The 17,505-nt window shown below is 39.8% G+C and carries 9 protein-coding genes; 6 read left to right on the top strand and 3 right to left on the bottom strand.

Annotation, left to right across the window (positions count from 1 at the left end; translation table 11 throughout):
• The first annotated feature begins 12 nt into the window (after positions 1 to 12).
• Complete coding sequence (gene sohB, locus JIG37_RS14930; RefSeq protein WP_199529719.1) at positions 13 to 1,029, top strand: protease SohB; 1,017 nt, start codon at positions 13 to 15, stop codon at positions 1,027 to 1,029.
• 76 nt (positions 1,030 to 1,105) lie between these two features.
• On the opposite strand, the gene JIG37_RS14925 is transcribed toward sohB, so the two are convergent.
• Positions 1,106 to 2,437: a dicarboxylate/amino acid:cation symporter gene (locus JIG37_RS14925; RefSeq protein ID WP_199529718.1), complete on the bottom strand. Its 1,332-nt coding sequence runs from the start codon at positions 2,435 to 2,437 to the stop codon at positions 1,106 to 1,108.
• 192 nt (positions 2,438 to 2,629) lie between these two features.
• Between JIG37_RS14925 and JIG37_RS14920 the strand changes: the two genes are divergently transcribed.
• Positions 2,630 to 6,607 carry an Ig-like domain-containing protein gene (locus JIG37_RS14920; RefSeq protein WP_199529717.1) on the top strand — a complete coding sequence of 1,326 codons (3,978 nt, stop codon included), beginning with the start codon at positions 2,630 to 2,632 and terminating at the stop codon, positions 6,605 to 6,607.
• A gap of 296 nt (positions 6,608 to 6,903) precedes the next feature.
• Complete coding sequence (gene topA, locus JIG37_RS14915; protein ID WP_199529716.1) at positions 6,904 to 9,564, top strand: type I DNA topoisomerase; 2,661 nt, start codon at positions 6,904 to 6,906, stop codon at positions 9,562 to 9,564.
• A 133-nt stretch (positions 9,565 to 9,697) separates the two neighbouring features.
• Here topA and JIG37_RS14910 read toward each other — a convergent pair whose 3' ends face one another.
• The gene (locus JIG37_RS14910; RefSeq protein WP_054551458.1) at positions 9,698 to 9,940 is read right to left on the bottom strand and encodes a hypothetical protein; all 243 of its coding nucleotides are present in this window, start codon (positions 9,938 to 9,940) and stop codon (positions 9,698 to 9,700) included.
• A 236-nt stretch (positions 9,941 to 10,176) separates the two neighbouring features.
• On the opposite strand from JIG37_RS14910, the gene JIG37_RS14905 reads away from it, so the two are divergent.
• Entirely contained in the window at positions 10,177 to 10,725 is a 549-nt protein-coding gene (locus JIG37_RS14905; RefSeq protein WP_054551457.1) for a TIGR00645 family protein, read from the top strand.
• 59 nt (positions 10,726 to 10,784) lie between these two features.
• On the opposite strand, the gene JIG37_RS14900 is transcribed toward JIG37_RS14905, so the two are convergent.
• Positions 10,785 to 12,410, bottom strand: coding sequence for an alpha-glucosidase family protein (locus JIG37_RS14900; RefSeq protein WP_199529715.1), 1,626 nt, complete (start codon positions 12,408 to 12,410; stop codon positions 10,785 to 10,787).
• A gap of 683 nt (positions 12,411 to 13,093) precedes the next feature.
• Between JIG37_RS14900 and JIG37_RS14895 the strand changes: the two genes are divergently transcribed.
• Positions 13,094 to 15,901 (top strand): TonB-dependent receptor, encoded by a 2,808-nt coding sequence (locus JIG37_RS14895; protein WP_199529714.1) that lies wholly within the window; start codon positions 13,094 to 13,096, stop codon positions 15,899 to 15,901.
• Positions 15,902 to 16,006: 105 nt separating this feature from the next.
• On the top strand, positions 16,007 to 17,503 hold the full coding sequence (locus tag JIG37_RS14890; protein ID WP_199529713.1) for a tryptophan halogenase family protein: 1,497 nt from the start codon (positions 16,007 to 16,009) through the stop codon (positions 17,501 to 17,503).
• The last annotated feature ends 2 nt before the right edge of the window (positions 17,504 to 17,505 follow it).

Below are 17,505 nucleotides of genomic sequence, written 5' to 3'. Positions count from 1 at the left end.
TGGAGAGTTTGATTGGAATTTTTATATGAATACGGGTTGTTTTTTGCAAAGACCCTGACATTTGTCATCGCAATTGCAGTGATTGTTGCCATTATCATGGGCGCAGCAGTGAAACCAAAAGCGAAGAAAGGGGAGATAACAATTGATGATTTAAGTGAGCAACTTGATGATCTAAAACAAAGCTTTATCGAAAATACCCTTTCTAAAAAAGAGCTCAAGGCTCATCAAAAACAGCAAAAAACTGAGGCTAAAAAACAGCAAAACGACGAGCCTAAATCGCGTTTATATGTTATTGATTTCAATGGCAGTGTTGATGCCCATGAAGTCGAAAGTCTTCGCGAAGAAATTACCGCTATTTTAACCATTGCTGACAAAGAAAAAGACCGCGTACTGGTTCGCCTTGAAAGTGGTGGAGGTGTGGTGCACGGCTATGGTCTTGCTGCTTCTCAACTTCAACGCTTACGTAATGCAGGAATTCATTTGACTGTTGCTATTGATAAAGTAGCAGCAAGTGGTGGTTATATGATGGCCTGTGTGGCCAATGAGATTGTTGCAGCACCTTTTGCAATTGTTGGCTCGATAGGTGTTATTGCGCAAATTCCTAACTTTAATAAAATCTTGAAAAAGAATGATGTTGATTTTGAGCAAATCACCGCAGGTGAATACAAGCGTACGCTAACTATCTTTGGTGAAAATACCGATAAAGGTCGTGAAAAATTCAAAGAAGAAATTGAACAAACCCACGGTTTATTTAAAACCTTTGTGAGTGAGCAACGTCCATCTCTAGATATTGATACTGTTGCAACAGGTGAACATTGGTTTGCTACTCAAGCGTTTGATAAAGGTTTAGTTGATAAGATTGAAACAAGTGATGACATTTTATTGAGTCAAGCTAAAGAACGTCAAATCTTTAAAGTAAAATACCGTATTAAAAAGAATTTAAGCGATAAGCTCGCCGTCGGATTAAGTTCAGGGGTAAGTAAAGCGGGAGTGACTTTAATGTCTCGTTTAAAAGGCTTAAACCCTTAAATTTAAAAACATGAAAGTAGTATAAAAAACCCGCTTATTATTTAGCGGGTTTTTTTATGAGTTAATTAGTGTGAAATTAATTAATAGATTTATGGTAATCTTCTAAATCTTTAGCGGCATTTGGGTCGTTAAATACGTCCTCATCAAACTCACCTTCAGATTTTGCAACCACACAGGTCACCATGCAGTCACCGGTCACGTTAACAGCGGTTCGCGTCATATCAAGTAAGCGGTCGACACCAATGATGATAGCAATACCTTCTACAGGCAATCCAACTTGATTTAATACCATAGCTAACATAATAAGGCCTACACCCGGCACACCAGCAGTACCTACAGAAGCAAGGGTTGCGGTTAAAATAACCATCAGATAATCAGAAATCGTTAAATCTACTGCAAAAACTTGCGAAATAAAAACAGTCGCAACGCCTTGCATAATCGCCGTACCATCCATGTTGATGGTTGCGCCAAGGGGCACGGTAAAAGAAGCAACAGAGTTATGAGCACCTAACTTTTTATTTGCTGTTTCAAGGGTAATAGGCATAGTTGCGCTTGAGCTTGATGTACTAAATGCAAATAAACAGGCATTTTTCATTTTCTTTAGAAATGTAACAGGGTTTAGACCTGTAAACAGCTTAAGTAACAGGCTGTAATTCACAAAACCGTGAAATAATAAAGCAAAAACAACAACACCAAAATATAAGGCCAAGCTAGTGATAAGCTTTAAGTCAATGGTTGTAAATAATTTTGCCATTAAGAAAAATACACCATACGGTGCAATATTCATAAGCAGTGTTACAAGCTTTAAAATTACGGTATTTAAATCTTCAAAAACACTGGCCACACGTTTACCTGCTTTTCCACTGAGTGCCATCGCAACACCAAATAACAAGGCAAAAACGATAACTTGGAGCATGTTGCCACTTGCCATTGCATCAATAGGGTTTGTAGGGAACATACCAATAATGACTTGCGCAAGGGTGGGAGCTTCTTTCGCACTATAGTTAGCATCTGAAGGTAAATTGATTCCCTCACCTGGATTCACTAATAACGCCAAGGTGATAGCAACAGTAATGGCGATTGCCGTTGTCGCTAAATAAAGCAAAATAGACTTACCACCTAGTCGACCTAACTTTTTTGGGTCGCTCAAGCTACAAGTTCCACAAACAAGTGATACAAATACTAAAGGCACCACAAGCATTTTTAAGCTTGCAATGAATATTTGCCCGCCAACATGGAAAATACCATCAACAAAAAAAGCTTTAATAGGTAAAGAGAATAACCCTAATGGAATAAGGAAATCGTCTTCACCCGCTAAAATGGCTTGAAAGATAAAACCAACAACTACACCAAGTACCATACCAACCATGATACGAGATGTAAGGCTTAAAGACCGTACTTTTGACATACACCTAATCTATCTTGTTATAAATTTTGTCATAGACTACCAGCATAAGGATTTTTATACAGAAAAATTCGATAAATAATTAAATTAATTCGTTAAGAAATGAATAAAAAAATGATTATTTTCGGACTGATTTTAGGTTAATATTAGGTAAACATACATATAAATAAGAAATAGCTAACTAGGGAGAGGGCGATGCCTTTATTACGATGGCTAAGTATTTTGTTTTTCAGCTCATTGTTAGCCGCCTGTGGCGGTGGTGGGTCACTGGATGGAAGTAGTGATGACTCTGGTGATGGAAGTTCTTCAGAAAATCCAAGTTATACTTTAAGTCTAAAAGGCTTTTCAAGTCTTACAGGGGAAGAGTCAAACAATGTAAGTGGAGCTGATCCACTAACAATTAAAGTGATTTTGGAAAGTACTGTCGGTAATGTATCTGGAAAGCGCATCACCTTTTCTCTCGTTGATGATATTGGTATTTTAAACCAAGCTTCAGCTTTAACTGATAGTGAAGGTAATGCTGAAGTAGTTTTGAATGCAGGTACGCAAGTAGGTGCTGGTGTAATTACAGCCACGTATAGCCAAGCTGAAGGAACTGAGTTTGAAGGAACTTTTGAATTTAGCAGCGAAGGAGATGGTGACTCGACAAGTGAGCAAGCTTATACGGTATCTTTGCAAGGATTTAGCTCGGGGACTAATATTGCTAATAATGCTGTCACAGCGGATGTACCATTAGACATCGTAGCAACTGTTCTTAGAGAAGGAGAGCCTATTACTGGCCAACAAATAAGTTTTTCTCTTATTGATGGTATTGGTGAATTGAACCCTGAGTCAGGAACTGCTTTAACGGATAATAATGGCCAAGCGAAAATAGAATTGCTTGCTGGTTCAACTGCTGGTGCAGGAGTTTTAACAGCGAGTTACTCTGTTAATGATTTTACTTATAATGATTCATTTGCTTTCAGTACTGACGGTAAACAAGATCAAACTACTTCAGGTGAATATACCTTGAGTTTGAAAGGGGTGTCAGCATCGAACGGTGAAGAAAAAAATGAAGTTAGTTCGGATGAACCACTTACTTTACAAGGAAGTGTCCTTCTCGATGGTCTGGCAATACCTAATGTCAGAGTTAAATTTCAATTACTGGATGAGATCGGTCAATTGAATCCATCATCAGGAACTGCTCTAACGAATAGTGATGGGGTTGCATCGGTAACATTATTAGCAGGAGGAAATGAGGGGGCTGGCGAGGTCGAATTTAGTTATACTGTCGAGGATGTTACTTTTGTATCCGATCCTTTTGCGTTTTCTGTGCGAGTTGCCCAGCCTGTTGAGACATCGGTTGTCGTCAATTTAAAAGATAGCTCGGACCAATCTACTCGAAATATTAGTTATACCTCCCCAGCACGAGCGCAAGCTACTGTTACGCTCGATGGGCAACCTGCGGCATTTCAGTTCGTTACATTTAATTTGTCCAACGACTTGGGCTTACTGAATCCATCAAATGGTACAGCAATGACAGATGCTCAGGGGGTTGCAGAAATTGATTTATTAGCTGGTACTGTAAAAGGTGCAGGCAGTATTAGTGCAACTTATGTAGATGACAGTCAAAATTCAACTGTTTCCCCTTCATTTACTTATGAAACGGAAGGAGATGCCCCTGTCCAAACTGGTGATGCTAGCTACTCTATGTCATTAAGTTTAATCTCAACTGTTACTTTAACAGAGACGAGTACTATTAGTGCGGATAACAGTGCACAAGTGCGCGCGTTAGTTGTAGATTCTGAGGGTAATGCCGTACCAAATCAGGTAGTTAGTTTCTCTTCGACATTAGGTCGATTAATTCCAAGTCTTGGTACTGCCTTAACAGATGATAATGGTGTGGCGACTTTAAACTTAACGGCAGGTTCAGTAGAAGGTGCAGGTACTGTTACTGCTCAATATGATAACCAAGAAGTAACAATTGGTTTTTATACACGTGGTGATGTAATTGATTCAGCTCAAGATACTGCAGATATTACATTTAAACTATTAAATAACTGTCAAGATGGTTTTAGAGACAGCCGTGATCTAAATTTATGTGACGAAGTAACCAGCTTTTCAAATGAAGAGTCAGGTATCTTGTATGTTGAAGTATTAAAAAGCGGTTCAACTACACCATTGGAGCAGGTACTTGTAAATGCAACCTCAACTATCGGTAGTATTTCACCAAGCACAGGCACAGCGATTACTGATGAAAATGGTATCGCATTATTAGATATTATACCTGGACGTGATGTAGGTGCAGGTGAGATTACAGTATCAGTATTATCTAGCAGTCTAACTAAGGCGTTTCAGATTGCTGCTGTTGATGTTGACATTGCAATATCTTCAAACCTTGCTGATAGCGACTTACTTTCAGCGGGCTCTACAGCATTAATTTCTGTTGAAATTACAAAAGAAGGTGAATTATTTACTTCACCTCTTGCAGTTGAATTCAGCTCTGGATGTGTTGATGCAGGCCTTGCTGTTATAGACGAAAGCGTTACTAGTATTGGTGGCCTTGCTCAATCAACTTATCGTGCAACTGGATGTGTGGGTGGTGACCTAGTAACTGCATCAGTTATTACAGGTGGTACAACTGTAACAGCTAATATTACAGTAAATGTTTCGAAGTCAAATATAGGTTCTATAGAATTTTTAGATTCATCTGAATCCGTTATTGCACTTAAAGGAACTGGGGGGGCAAATCGCAAAGAAACTTCAACTTTACGCTTCAAGTTAGTTGATAACAATGGTAACCCTCTCCCTGCTAGAACGGTTAATTTTGAGCTTTCCACAACGGTTGGTGGTGTTCAGTTAAGTCAAGAATCAGGCTTTACTAATGCGGAAGGTATTGTGCAAACTGTTGTACAATCTGGCTTTTATCCTCAACCCGTAAAGGTAATTGCAACTAGTGAAGAAACGGTTGATGGTGAAGTTTTAAAAGTTACGAAACACTCAGACAACCTAGCTATAAGCACAGGAGTTGCAGATCAAAATAGTTTTAGTATATCGCGTGAATCTTCAAATATACATGCACTCGATTTTGATGGTTCGCAGGTGGAAGTTACAGCCCGCTTGTCTGATCATTTTGGTAATGCAGTACCAGACGGTACAGTTGTAAGTTTTATTGCAGAAGGGGGCATGATAGAGTCAAATTGCCAAACTGATGCTGGTAAATGCTCTGTAGTATGGGAAAGCAGCGAACCAAGACCGTTTACAAATGATTATTATCAAAACACTATATTGCAAAAATGTGATGGTGGCTTGCCATGCCCGCTTGGGATTGTTAATAACGATGGCACTATTGATAGGCCTCTAGGTGGTCGAGCAACAATTCTTGCTTATGCTCAAGGTGAAGAATCTTACAATGACAAAAATGGCAATGGTTTATTCGACACTTCAGACTTTTTTAGCATTTTAAACGATAGACCAGAAGCTTTTATTGATAATAACGAAGATGGTACCTTTGGAGGTGAAGAGTGCACAATTGGCGCAGGCCCTTGCTCAAGGGAGAACTCCGATGGTGACGAGTTTGAGGAGTTTATTGATTATAATGGTGATGGCATATGGACAACGGCAAATGGAGTATACGATGGTTTACTTTGTACCGAAGAAGATGATGCTTTGGGTGTGTGCAATCGTAGCTTGATTCATATTTTTAGTAGTCAAGAAATTGTGATGTCTGATGACGCGGCTCAATTTCGAGTTGTGACTTATGCGCCTGACTGTGCTGCCATTCCTGGAGTTATTGCTTCAGTTGTTCGTATGAATAGTGATCCAACGAGTGATGTTGTAACTAACTCTGCGGGTGATAATATGTGTAATGTAACAAGTGTTGATTTTAGGAATGGATTAACGGATTCACAAAGCCTAACGGTATTTATCGCTGATATATATAATAACCCAATGCCTGTAGGTACTGCAGTTACAATAACAACTGATAACGGTATTTTATCTGGGGCTGATGATGGCTATACTTTCCCCAATACAACATCTGTAACGCCAGTATCTTTGTCGTTTGTTATTTTGGATGAGCCAGACGATCAGCGTAATGATAAAACACAAGGTTTTATTACAATTAGAGCTGAAGCACCAAATGGATTAGTGTCTTCTATTGGAGTTCGTGTATATGATGATGCAGCTCCATAAATAAGATTTTTATTAAAAATGCCAACCAGAAGGTTGGCATTTTTGTTGCTGTTCTATATATTCCCATTGAAATTACCTTAAAACACCACATTGACTAAATTAGCAACAAAAATTGTTTAATTATTCAGTCAATGAAGAAAAGTTTCTATTAAAAGCTTGTAACAATTGGTGTTTGTAGATATACCTATAAATATTCGTGCTCCAATGATAAAAATCATACTTATTTGTTTAATGTGATTGATATACATTTATAAGGGCAAAAAACTTTTAAAATACTCGGTCAGAAATAGGCAACTATGGGCAAATCACTTGTAATTGTAGAGTCTCCTGCAAAGGCAAAAACAATTAATAAATACTTAGGTAACGATTTCATCGTAAAGTCCAGTGTTGGGCATGTGCGTGATCTACCAACTTCAGGTTCAGGCAAAACAAAAACTGCAGCGACGAAAACCCCTGCTGAAGTTCGAAAAATGTCACCAGAAGAAAAAGCTGCCTATAAAAAGCAACGCGACTATAAAAATTTAGTTGCTCGTATGGGTATTGACCCTGAAAAAGGCTGGGAGCCACATTACGAAGTCTTACCGGGCAAAGAGAAAGTTGTTCAAGAATTAAAGAAACTTGCTGAAAACGCCGATAAAATCTATCTCGCAACCGATTTGGATAGAGAAGGGGAAGCGATTGCATGGCACCTCGAACAAATTATTGGTGGCGAGCCTGAAAAATATAAGCGAGTTGTTTTTAACGAAATTACTAAAAATGCAATTCAACAGGCATTTGAAACACCCGGTGAACTAAACACAGACATGGTTTATGCGCAACAAGCGCGTCGTTTTCTTGACCGCGTCGTGGGTTTTATGGTGTCGCCATTACTGTGGGCTAAAGTAGCACGTGGCTTATCAGCCGGTCGTGTGCAATCTGTTGCAGTACGTTTACTTGTTGAACGTGAACGCGAAATCAAAGCATTTATTCCTGAAGAGTTTTGGGATATCCACGCTGATGTTAAAAATACAGAAGCTGCTTTACGCTTAGAAGTTACTAAACACGCTGACAAGCCTTTTAAGCCAGTTAATGAAGAGCAGGCGATGTCTGCTGTTAGTGAACTCGAAAAAGCTGATTACAAAGTCATTAGCGTTGAAGAAAAGCCTAGCAAGAGTAAACCGAGCGCACCTTTTATTACTTCAACCATGCAACAGGCTGCCAGTACGCGCTTAGGTTATGGTGTTAAGAAAACCATGATGCTTGCTCAGCGCTTATATGAAGCGGGTCACATTACCTATATGCGTACCGACTCAACTAACTTATCGAAAGATGCAGTTGAAATGTGTCGTGATTACGTGACAGAACAATTTGGTGAAAAATATTTACCGAAAGCACCGATTAGTTATAGCTCTAAAGGCAATGCACAAGAGGCACACGAAGCGATCCGTCCTTCTAGTGTTACCATACTATCTGGTCATTTAGACGGTGTTGAAGCAGATGCTAAAAAACTTTACGAATTAATTTGGCGCCAGTTTGTTGCCTGTCAAATGGTTCCTGCAGAATACGATTTAACAACCTTAACAGTCGGTGCTGGCGAATATCAGTTAAAAGCTAAAGGTCGCGTTCTTCGCTTTGATGGTTGGACAAAAGTCCAACCGGCTGTTCGTAAAAAGAATGAAGAAGATCAATCACTGCCAGCAGTTAAAGAAGGTGATGTTTTAACGCTTGTTGAGCTAGATCCTAAACAACATTTTACAAAGCCACCTGCACGCTTTAGTGAAGCGAGCCTAGTTAAAGAATTAGAAAAGCGTGGCATTGGTCGTCCATCTACGTATGCATCTATCATCTCTACGATTCAAGATCGTGGTTATGTGCGTGTTGAAAATCGCCGCTTCTTCGCTGAAAAAATGGGCGAGATAGTTACAGACCGCTTAGTTGAGAACTTCGAAGATCTGATGAACTTTGACTTTACCGCTAAGATGGAAGGCCGTCTCGATGATATCGCAGAGGGTGAGCGTGTTTGGACACAAGTACTTGATAGATTTTACGCAGACTTTTCAACACAGCTTGAAATTGCCTCAGGTGACGAAGAGCAGGGGGGCATGCGTCAAAACCAAATGGTCGAAACTGATATTGATTGCCCTACGTGTGGTCGTAAGATGGGGATTCGTACCGCATCAACGGGTGTATTTTTAGGTTGTACTGGTTACAACTTGCCACCTAAAGAGCGCTGTACTACAACCATGAATTTGGTATCAGGCGATGAAGCTATTGCTGCGGATGTCGAAGACGTAGAAACTGAATCTCTAATGCAAATGAAGCGTTGCCCAATTTGTGAAACGGCAATGGATTCATACTTAATTGACGAAACACGTAAGTTACATGTGTGTGGTAACAACCCGGCATGTAAGGGTTATATCGTTGAGCAAGGCACCTTTAAAATTAAAGGCTACGACGGCCCTATTATCGAATGTGATAAATGTGGCTCAGACATGCAGTTAAAATCTGGTCGTTTTGGTAAGTACTTCGGTTGTAGTAATGAAGAGTGTAAAAATACACGTAAGTTACTCAAAAATGGTGAAGCTGCGCCACCAAAAGAAGATCCAGTTCACTTACCTGAACTTGAATGTGAAAAGTCAGAAGCTTATTTTGTACTGCGTGATGGTGCGTCAGGTATTTTCTTAGCGGCTAATACTTTCCCTAAATCACGTGAAACGCGTGCGCCTAAAGTGGAAGAATTAAAGCGTTTTAGAGATCGTATTTCTGAAAAGTTTTATTATCTTGCTGACGCACCTACACAAGATCCTGATGGAAATCCTTCAGTCGTTCGCTACAGCCGCAAAAATAAAGAGCAGTATGTAATGAGTGAAGTAGATGGCAAAGCCACAGGTTGGACCGCCCACTACCAAAATGGTAAATGGGTAGAAGAAAGTAAAAAGAAAGCGCCTGCTAAGAAAAAAACAGCAGCCAAAAAATAAATCGCCAGATTATATAATCGAAGTCGCGGCGTAATGTCGTGCAAACTTATTGTTAATTTGAGATGCAAATAAAAAACCGGAACGCACATCATTGTGTCATTCCGGTTTTTTCATATTCTAAGTAAACGTAAAATTAGATTTGTACGTCTTTTACTTTTTTATAGCCTTCAGCTTCAAGCTCATCGTTTACACATTTTAATACGTATGGCTTTAATTCTTCGTTGCTGATGTCATCATCTTTTGCCCAGTTTAAACACATTTCAGTGTATTCTTTGATCATTTCAGCTGATGCTTCAGGTGCTTCGTTAGCGATTGCATTCGTTGCTGACACGCTTAAAACAGGTGCCAAAATTAGTGCTAGCAATGCTTTTTTCATTTAATTATTCCTAATCAAAAAATTAATTATCACTGGCTAAATGCACAGTAATGGTGCGCAATGTGTATGTCACTTTGCTTGAGTGAATTTATAAACTAAATTTCAAAAAAAGATAACGAAATTTTTTTATCGTAAAGATAAGCAAAAAATAACCACTATTTTGCCTCTAATGCTGGTAATCGTAAGGTCAAAACACGTATTATCGCGCTAATTTTAAAAGAAAAGTGAACTAACTTATGTCTGAACAAGGGACTCATTCAAAAACAAAGAAAGTACCAACCAAACTAGAACAAGTTGTAGAGAGTTTTATTTTTCGCTCGCGTTGGTTACTAGCGCCATTCTTTATTGGCTTATTAGTCGCTGTGGTATTACTGCTGCTAAAGTTCTTTAAATATTTATACAGCATGGCTTTAAATACGTTCACTGCGTCAAACCAAGAGCTTTTGGTAGGTATTTTGACTTTAGTTGACACTGCGCTACTAGCTGGGCTTTTGCTTATTATTATTTTTAGTGGTTATGAAAACTTTGTTTCAAAATTAAATATAGAAAACCATGAAGATAGACCAGTTTGGATGGGCAAGGTTGGTTTCTCTGGCCTTAAGATGAAGTTGATTAGTGCAATTGTTGCAATCTCGGCTGTGGAGCTTTTAAAGGTATTTATTAGCTCAAACAACCATTCAACAGATGAGTTACTCTGGAAGGTGTTAATTCATGTCACGTTTGTGGTGTCGGGGGTGTTGTTTGCTCTTACAGATTACATTAATAGTAAAACCATGAACCATTAATACCACGATTAGTTATAAAAAAGCCCTGCATTGCAGGGCTTGGTTTTAACAACTGATTTTTAATTCAGAGTTGCATAAAAGCAACCAAACCCGGGCAGAGTGACTGTATTATTGTTTAATTCAGCTGTGTGATGAGAAAGCTCAGTATGCTGTGAAGACACAGTATCAGAGAGTGTCAGTTCGCTACTTTTAGCACCTAAGTTGAATGCACAAAGCATTTTAGTGTCGTTAAGCGTTCTATAAAAAGCAAGTACTGGCTCTTGTGTATCGATAAATTCAATGTCGCCTTCAAGCAGTACGTTCTTATCTTTACGCCATGCCATAAATTCACGGTAGGCATTCAAAATAGAATCTTTATCTTGATCTTGCGTACTCACCGCAACTGATTTGTGCGCATCGCCTACAGGTAACCAAGGTTTTACTGTTGAGAAGCCTGCTTGCTCTACATCTGCAGCATTCCACGGCATCGGTGTACGACAACCATCACGGCCTTTAAAGTTTGGCCAGAATGTAATGCCGTATGGGTCTTGTAAGTCTTCAAATGCGACTTCAGCTTCACCTAAACCAAGCTCTTCACCTTGGTACATACACACGCTACCACGTAACGAAGCAAGTAAAGCTGTTAGCATCTTACATTGCTGAGGATCAATTTTTTCACCTTTACTCCAGCGGCTAGCAACGCGTTCTACATCATGGTTACTAAATGCCCAACATGGCCAACCTTCAGTCATGCGTTGCTCAAGAGTACTCACTGTTGTACGGATATATTTAGCGCTATAGTCGTTAGTCAGTAGCTCAAAGCTATAACCCATGTGAAGTTTGTCACCACCTGATGTGTATTCAGCCATGGTTGCGAGTGAATCTTCAGATGAAATTTCGCCTAATGCAACGGTACCAGGGTACTTGTTTAGTAGGGCACGAATGTCCTGCATAAAAGTCAGGTTTTCAGGTTGTGTATTATTATAGTAGTGATATTGGAAAGCGTACGGGTTGTCTTCGCTAAAACCACGACCTTGACGTTTTTCTGGTGGCTTAGCCGGGTTGTCACGTAATTGCGCATCGTGATAGCAAAAGTTAATTGCATCTAAGCGGAAACCATCAACACCTTTGTTTAGCCAAAACTCAACATTGTCTAATACAGCTTTACGTACCTCTGGATTATGGAAGTTTAAATCAGGTTGTTCAGTCAAAAAGTTATGTAAATAATATTGACCACGACGCGGTTCCCACTGCCATGCAGGACCACCAAAAATAGATAACCAGTTATTTGGTTGTGTACCGTCAGGTTTGGCATCTGCCCACACGTACCAATCTGCTTTATCGTTGATCTTATCTTCACGGCTATCAAGGAACCATTGATGTTGATCTGAGGTATGGCTCAATACCTGATCAATAATGATCTTAATATCACGTTGGTGAGCTTGTGCAATGAGTTCATCAAAATCATCAAGGTTACCAAACAATGGGTCGATATCACGATAGTCACTGATGTCATAACCAAAGTCTTTCATTGGTGATTTAAAGAAAGGTGAAACCCAAATAGCATCAACACCTAGGCTTTTAATATAATCAATGCGATCAATGATACCTTTGATATCACCAATGCCATCGCCATTGGTGTCTTGGAAACTGCGCGGATACACTTGATAAATAACCGCACCTTTATACCACTGCTTTTGAGCCATGTTTTTCTCCATCGTGACACTCAGAGTGTGTAAACTATAAGGCAACCATTAGTCGTATATGTTGCCGGAATGTCAAAAGCATACGTGAAGGGTGTGATACTGTAAAAACTCTGCATACGTATGCACGCCAAATTCACCTCTGTCCTCAGTAAAACTTATTAACTTGATTTAAAATTGAGCAGCATAAATTTAGCGCCGTAAAATTTACCAATTAGTAAAGTAATTGTCTTATTCCAACTCAAAACGCCAGCGTGGTGCATAATATAGCTGGCTTACACCAGAATGGTGCAATGTGATTATTGGTAAGACCAATTATCATTGTTCCATGTGCGTTCCTATTATTATTGCGTTAAGTCACCATTTAAGCGGGATAAATGGCCTAGCACCTATTTCTGTAACCAAATTGGGGGCGAAAATATAGCGAAAATGTTTCATTACTATAAATTTACACAGTAAAATTGATAAATCATTTATATTCAATCGGTTACGGGGTGAATTTGTAAAGATGGTGTTAATATTTGTAATGATGAGCTACGCTGAATACGTATGCATAAATTTGTTAAGAAAATAACCAGGGCGTTAATATTCAATTCGACAACAAAATCAGTCAGCGAATAACAGCTATTATGTTCATGAATAACTGCAACACGTTGACATTACAATTTGGGTAATGGGAAAACATCATGTCTATGTTCAAACCAAGTATATTAACTCTGGCTTTAACAGCCGCAGGTTTAAATAGCTTTGTAGTGTATGCTGCAGAAGAAGACCAAAAAACAAAAAACGACAACGTTGAAGTTATCGAAGTAAAAGGTTTTCGTGGCAGTGTTGTAGAATCTATTAATACTAAACGCTTCACTCCTGAAGTTGTTGAGTCAATCTCAGCTGAAGATATCGGTAAATTACCTGATTCATCAATTGCAGAATCAATTGCACGCCTTCCTGGTTTAACAGCACAACGTCTAGACGGTCGAGCTAGTCGTGTTAGCGTTCGTGGTTTCAGTGAAAACGAAAGTGCAACAACATTCAACGGTCGTGAGCAAGTTTCAATCGGCGACAACCGTGGCGTTGAATTTGACCTTTACCCATCAGAAATTATGAGTGGCGTAACGGTATACAAAACCCCAAGCGCAGGTATTGAAGCAGAAGGTATCGCTGGTGTTATCGACATGCAAACTGTTAAACCTTTAAGCAAAGGTGAGCAAGTTATCATGTTCAATGGCCAGTACGAACAAACGGGTTTTGATAAATTAAACCCAGACGGTGACGACCAAGGTTTCCGTGGTACGGTTTCTTACATTGACCAATTTGCAGATGATACAATCGGTGTTGCATTTGCTTATAACACGATGAGCTCTCCGAATCAGGAAAAACGTTGGAACTCTTGGGGTTACCCTGATAAAGCGGTTGAGGGTTACACGGACACTTATTCAATGTTAGGTGGTGCAAAGCCATTTGTACGTTCATCGACTCTTGAACGTGATACAGCCATGCTTGTTATTGAAGCTGCGCCGACTGATCGCCTAAACATGACTTTTGATGCTTTATATGTAGATTTCTCTGATGAGAAAATCTTACGTGGTATCGAAGTGCCATTTGGCTGGGGTCAAGGCTCAATGTCAGCTGCAGAAGTTCCAGCGACTAACTTAGTAATAGATGAAAGTACTGGCTTTATTACTAGTGCAATAACAGAAGACCAACGCGTTGTTGTTCGTAATGACTACGAAGAGCGTAACGCTGAGCTAACTCAGTTTGGTTTTAATGCAAAATACGATATCAGTGATGATTGGTCAGTAGAATTTGACGTAAGCCGCTCTGAAGTTGAGCGTCAAATCTGGAGTATCGAAAGCTACTCAGGTACAGGTCGTGGTGATGCAAATGGTGTTGCTGACACAATCGGTTATGAATTTGACGGTGGTAACACAGGCGCACAATTCACCCACAACCTTGATTACAGCGATTATGATTTAATTCAACTTGGTGGCCCATTATCTTGGGGTGCAAGTGCCGCACTTAACGATAAGTACGGCCTAACCGATACTGCTTATCAAAATACTGCGCAAGATGGTTTCATCAATGCGCCAGAAATCAATGATGAATTAAGCACATTGAAACTTGCGGCTAGCAAAGTAGTTGATAACGCTTACATTAGCCGTGTGTCATTTGGTATGTCATACCGTGACCGTGAAAAGAGCAAGTTGTCTGAAGGTTACTTCATGACACTAAAAGACTTCTCTTTATCAAACCCTGGTATGTTATCTATCCCAGAGCAATACCGTTTAGGGTCAGCTAGCCTTGATTTTATTGGTATGGGCAATATGGTTGCTTATGATACCAACGGCCTAGTGAATGATGGTTACTATAGCCTGCTTCAAGAAAGCTTAACTGATTCAAAACACAAGACACAGTCTTGGACAGTTCAGGAAGAAGTAATTGCCTTCTTCGCTCAAGCTGACATTAATGCAGAGCTAGGCTCTATCCCTGTAACAGGTAACGTTGGTGTGCGTTATGTGAAAACTGAACAGTCTTCACAAGGCTTTGCTGCTAACACTGTGGATGATTTAGTTGTTGTTTCACCAACAGATGTTAGCCATGACTACAGCCATTTCTTACCAAGCATCAACTTATCGTTTGCAATTGATGAAGAGCAAACTGTACGTTTTGGTGCGGCAAAAACGATTTCTCGTGCTCGTTTAGACGAAATGAACTCATCAGTTACGGCTTCTTATAATCAACAGCCAGATAACAACGGTAACTACTGGAGTGTATCAGGTGGTAACCCAGAGCTTGAGCCTAAAGAAGCTACTGGTTTTGATTTAAGCTACGAAAACTATTTCCATGAAGAAGGTTATTTCGCTGCAGCTGTATTCTATAAAGATATCACTCAGTGGATTTTTGACGGTACTTATGAAATCGACATGAGCGGTGTAGCTGACCCGTCTACTGGTGAAATCCCAGAGTATTCAACGGGTACAGGTTCAGGTAAAGTAAATGGTGGCTCTGGTGACCTATGGGGTTATGAGCTTTCATTAACTCTACCATTTACTATGTTCAGCGAATCACTTGATGGTTTTGGTTTAATCGCAAGCCATACAGGTGTTGAGCAAGACTTAACTGACCAAAATGGTAACGATTATGAGCTACCAGGTTTATCAGAACAAATTGATAGCTTAACAGTTTACTTTGAGCGTAACGGTTTCCAAGCGCGTACTAGCATGCGTAAGCGTAGCGACTTTAAAGGTGACGTATACGGTTTAGGTTTTGCAACTACACAAGTTGACATTGAAGGCGAAACAATTTGGGATGCTCAAGTTGGTTACGACTTTAGTGAAGGCGGTGTAGAGAGCCTTGACGGTTTATCTGTTACTTTCCAAGTACAGAACATCACAGAAGAGCCGTTCACATCACTACAAGGTGATAACTCACTTCAAGTACGTGACTACCAAGACTACGGTCGTACATTCCTGTTAGGCTTCAGCTACAAGCTGTAATTAGCTAAAACAGCGATAGAAAATTGCCCTTGTGATTTGTTTTACAAGGGCTTTTTTATATCAGTGAGCTACACTCAATGAATAGAAATTGGCGTTAGGTGTACTATGGAAACAAAAAAAATAACCAAGGTCGTGATTGCCGGTGGTGGCACAGCAGGGTGGATAACCGCTGCATTACTTAATAAAGTGTTAGGCAAAGTGCTTGATATCACCTTGATAGAGTCAGCAGAGATTGGCACTGTGGGTGTAGGCGAAGCGAGTATTCCACCTATTTTGCATCTAAATGGTGCCCTTGGCATTTCTGAAAAAGAATTTATTAAAGCCACTGGCGCAACGATTAAGCTCGGTATTGAGTTTGAAAATTGGCGCAGCCAAGATCACAGCTACATGCATGCCTTTGGTGAAATAGGTAAAGATTTTCCGTTTTGTGAGTTTTATCATTTTTGGCTAAAAGCAAATCAAACACAAAACGCGCCTGACTTTTGGGATTTTTCACTTAACTACCAAGCAGCAAAAGCGCATAAATTTGCTCACCTTAAGCACATTCCTAACACTCAGTTGGCGGGCTTACATTATGCCTATCATTTTGATGCCACTCGATACGGCGAATTCTTGAAAGAGTTGGCGCAATCACGGGGCGTTAAACGCATTGAAGGCAAAATTGAATCGGTTAATCAATGCTATCAAAGCGGGCATGTTCGTTCTTTGTTACTTAAAAATGGCGAGCAAATAGACGGCGACTTATTTATTGATTGCACCGGTTTGCGTGCTTTATTAATAGAGCAAACACTTAATACCGGCTTTGAAGATTGGTCGCATTGGTTACCGTGTGATAGCGCGATTGCGGTGCAAAGTGAATCAGCTTCGGATGCAATTCCTTATACACGCTCAATTGCAAGAGACTCAGGCTGGCAGTGGCAAATACCATTACAGCATCGAGTAGGCAACGGGCTTGTGTACTCTTCGCGTTTCTTATCAGACGAAGCGGCAAAGCAACAGCTCTTGGATAATTTACCTGCCAAACCACTGACAGAGCCGCGTGTTATTAAGTTTAAAACAGGCCGCCGTTTAAAGCAGTGGCATAAAAATGTGGTATCGGTCGGCTTATCAAGCGGCTTTTTAGAGCCATTAGAATCGACCAGTATTCATTTAATTCAAAGTGCAGCCATTCGTTTAATTAAGTTTTTTCCTCATCAAGGTATTAAACAAAGCCTTGTAGATGAATTTAATCAACAAAGTAAAACAGAATTTGAGCGAATTCGTGACTTTATTATTCTTCATTACAAGCTTACTGAGCGTGATGACAGTGCGTTTTGGCTTTTTTGTAAAGGCATGGATATTCCATGCAGCCTCAGAAAGAAAATTGAGCTATTTAAAACCAGCGGCAAGCTAATTAGAGAAGACGATGAGCTCTTTGCCGAAATCGCATGGCAGCAAGTAATGATAGGGCAAGGGCTTATTGCAGAGGATCACCATCCTTTAACAGATGCGTTATCTGATGAGCAATTAAATGAGTTATTTAGCAATTTAAAAACCTTGATTAACAGCACTGTCGAGCAGTTGCCGACCCACAATCAATTCTTAGAAAAAGTACAAAATTAATT

The sequence above is a fragment of the Pseudoalteromonas sp. bablab_jr010 genome, assembly GCF_016464105.1.
Classification (GTDB): Bacteria; Pseudomonadota; Gammaproteobacteria; order Enterobacterales; family Alteromonadaceae; genus Pseudoalteromonas; species Pseudoalteromonas simplex.
This window is presented reverse-complemented; position numbering and strand designations above follow the sequence as displayed.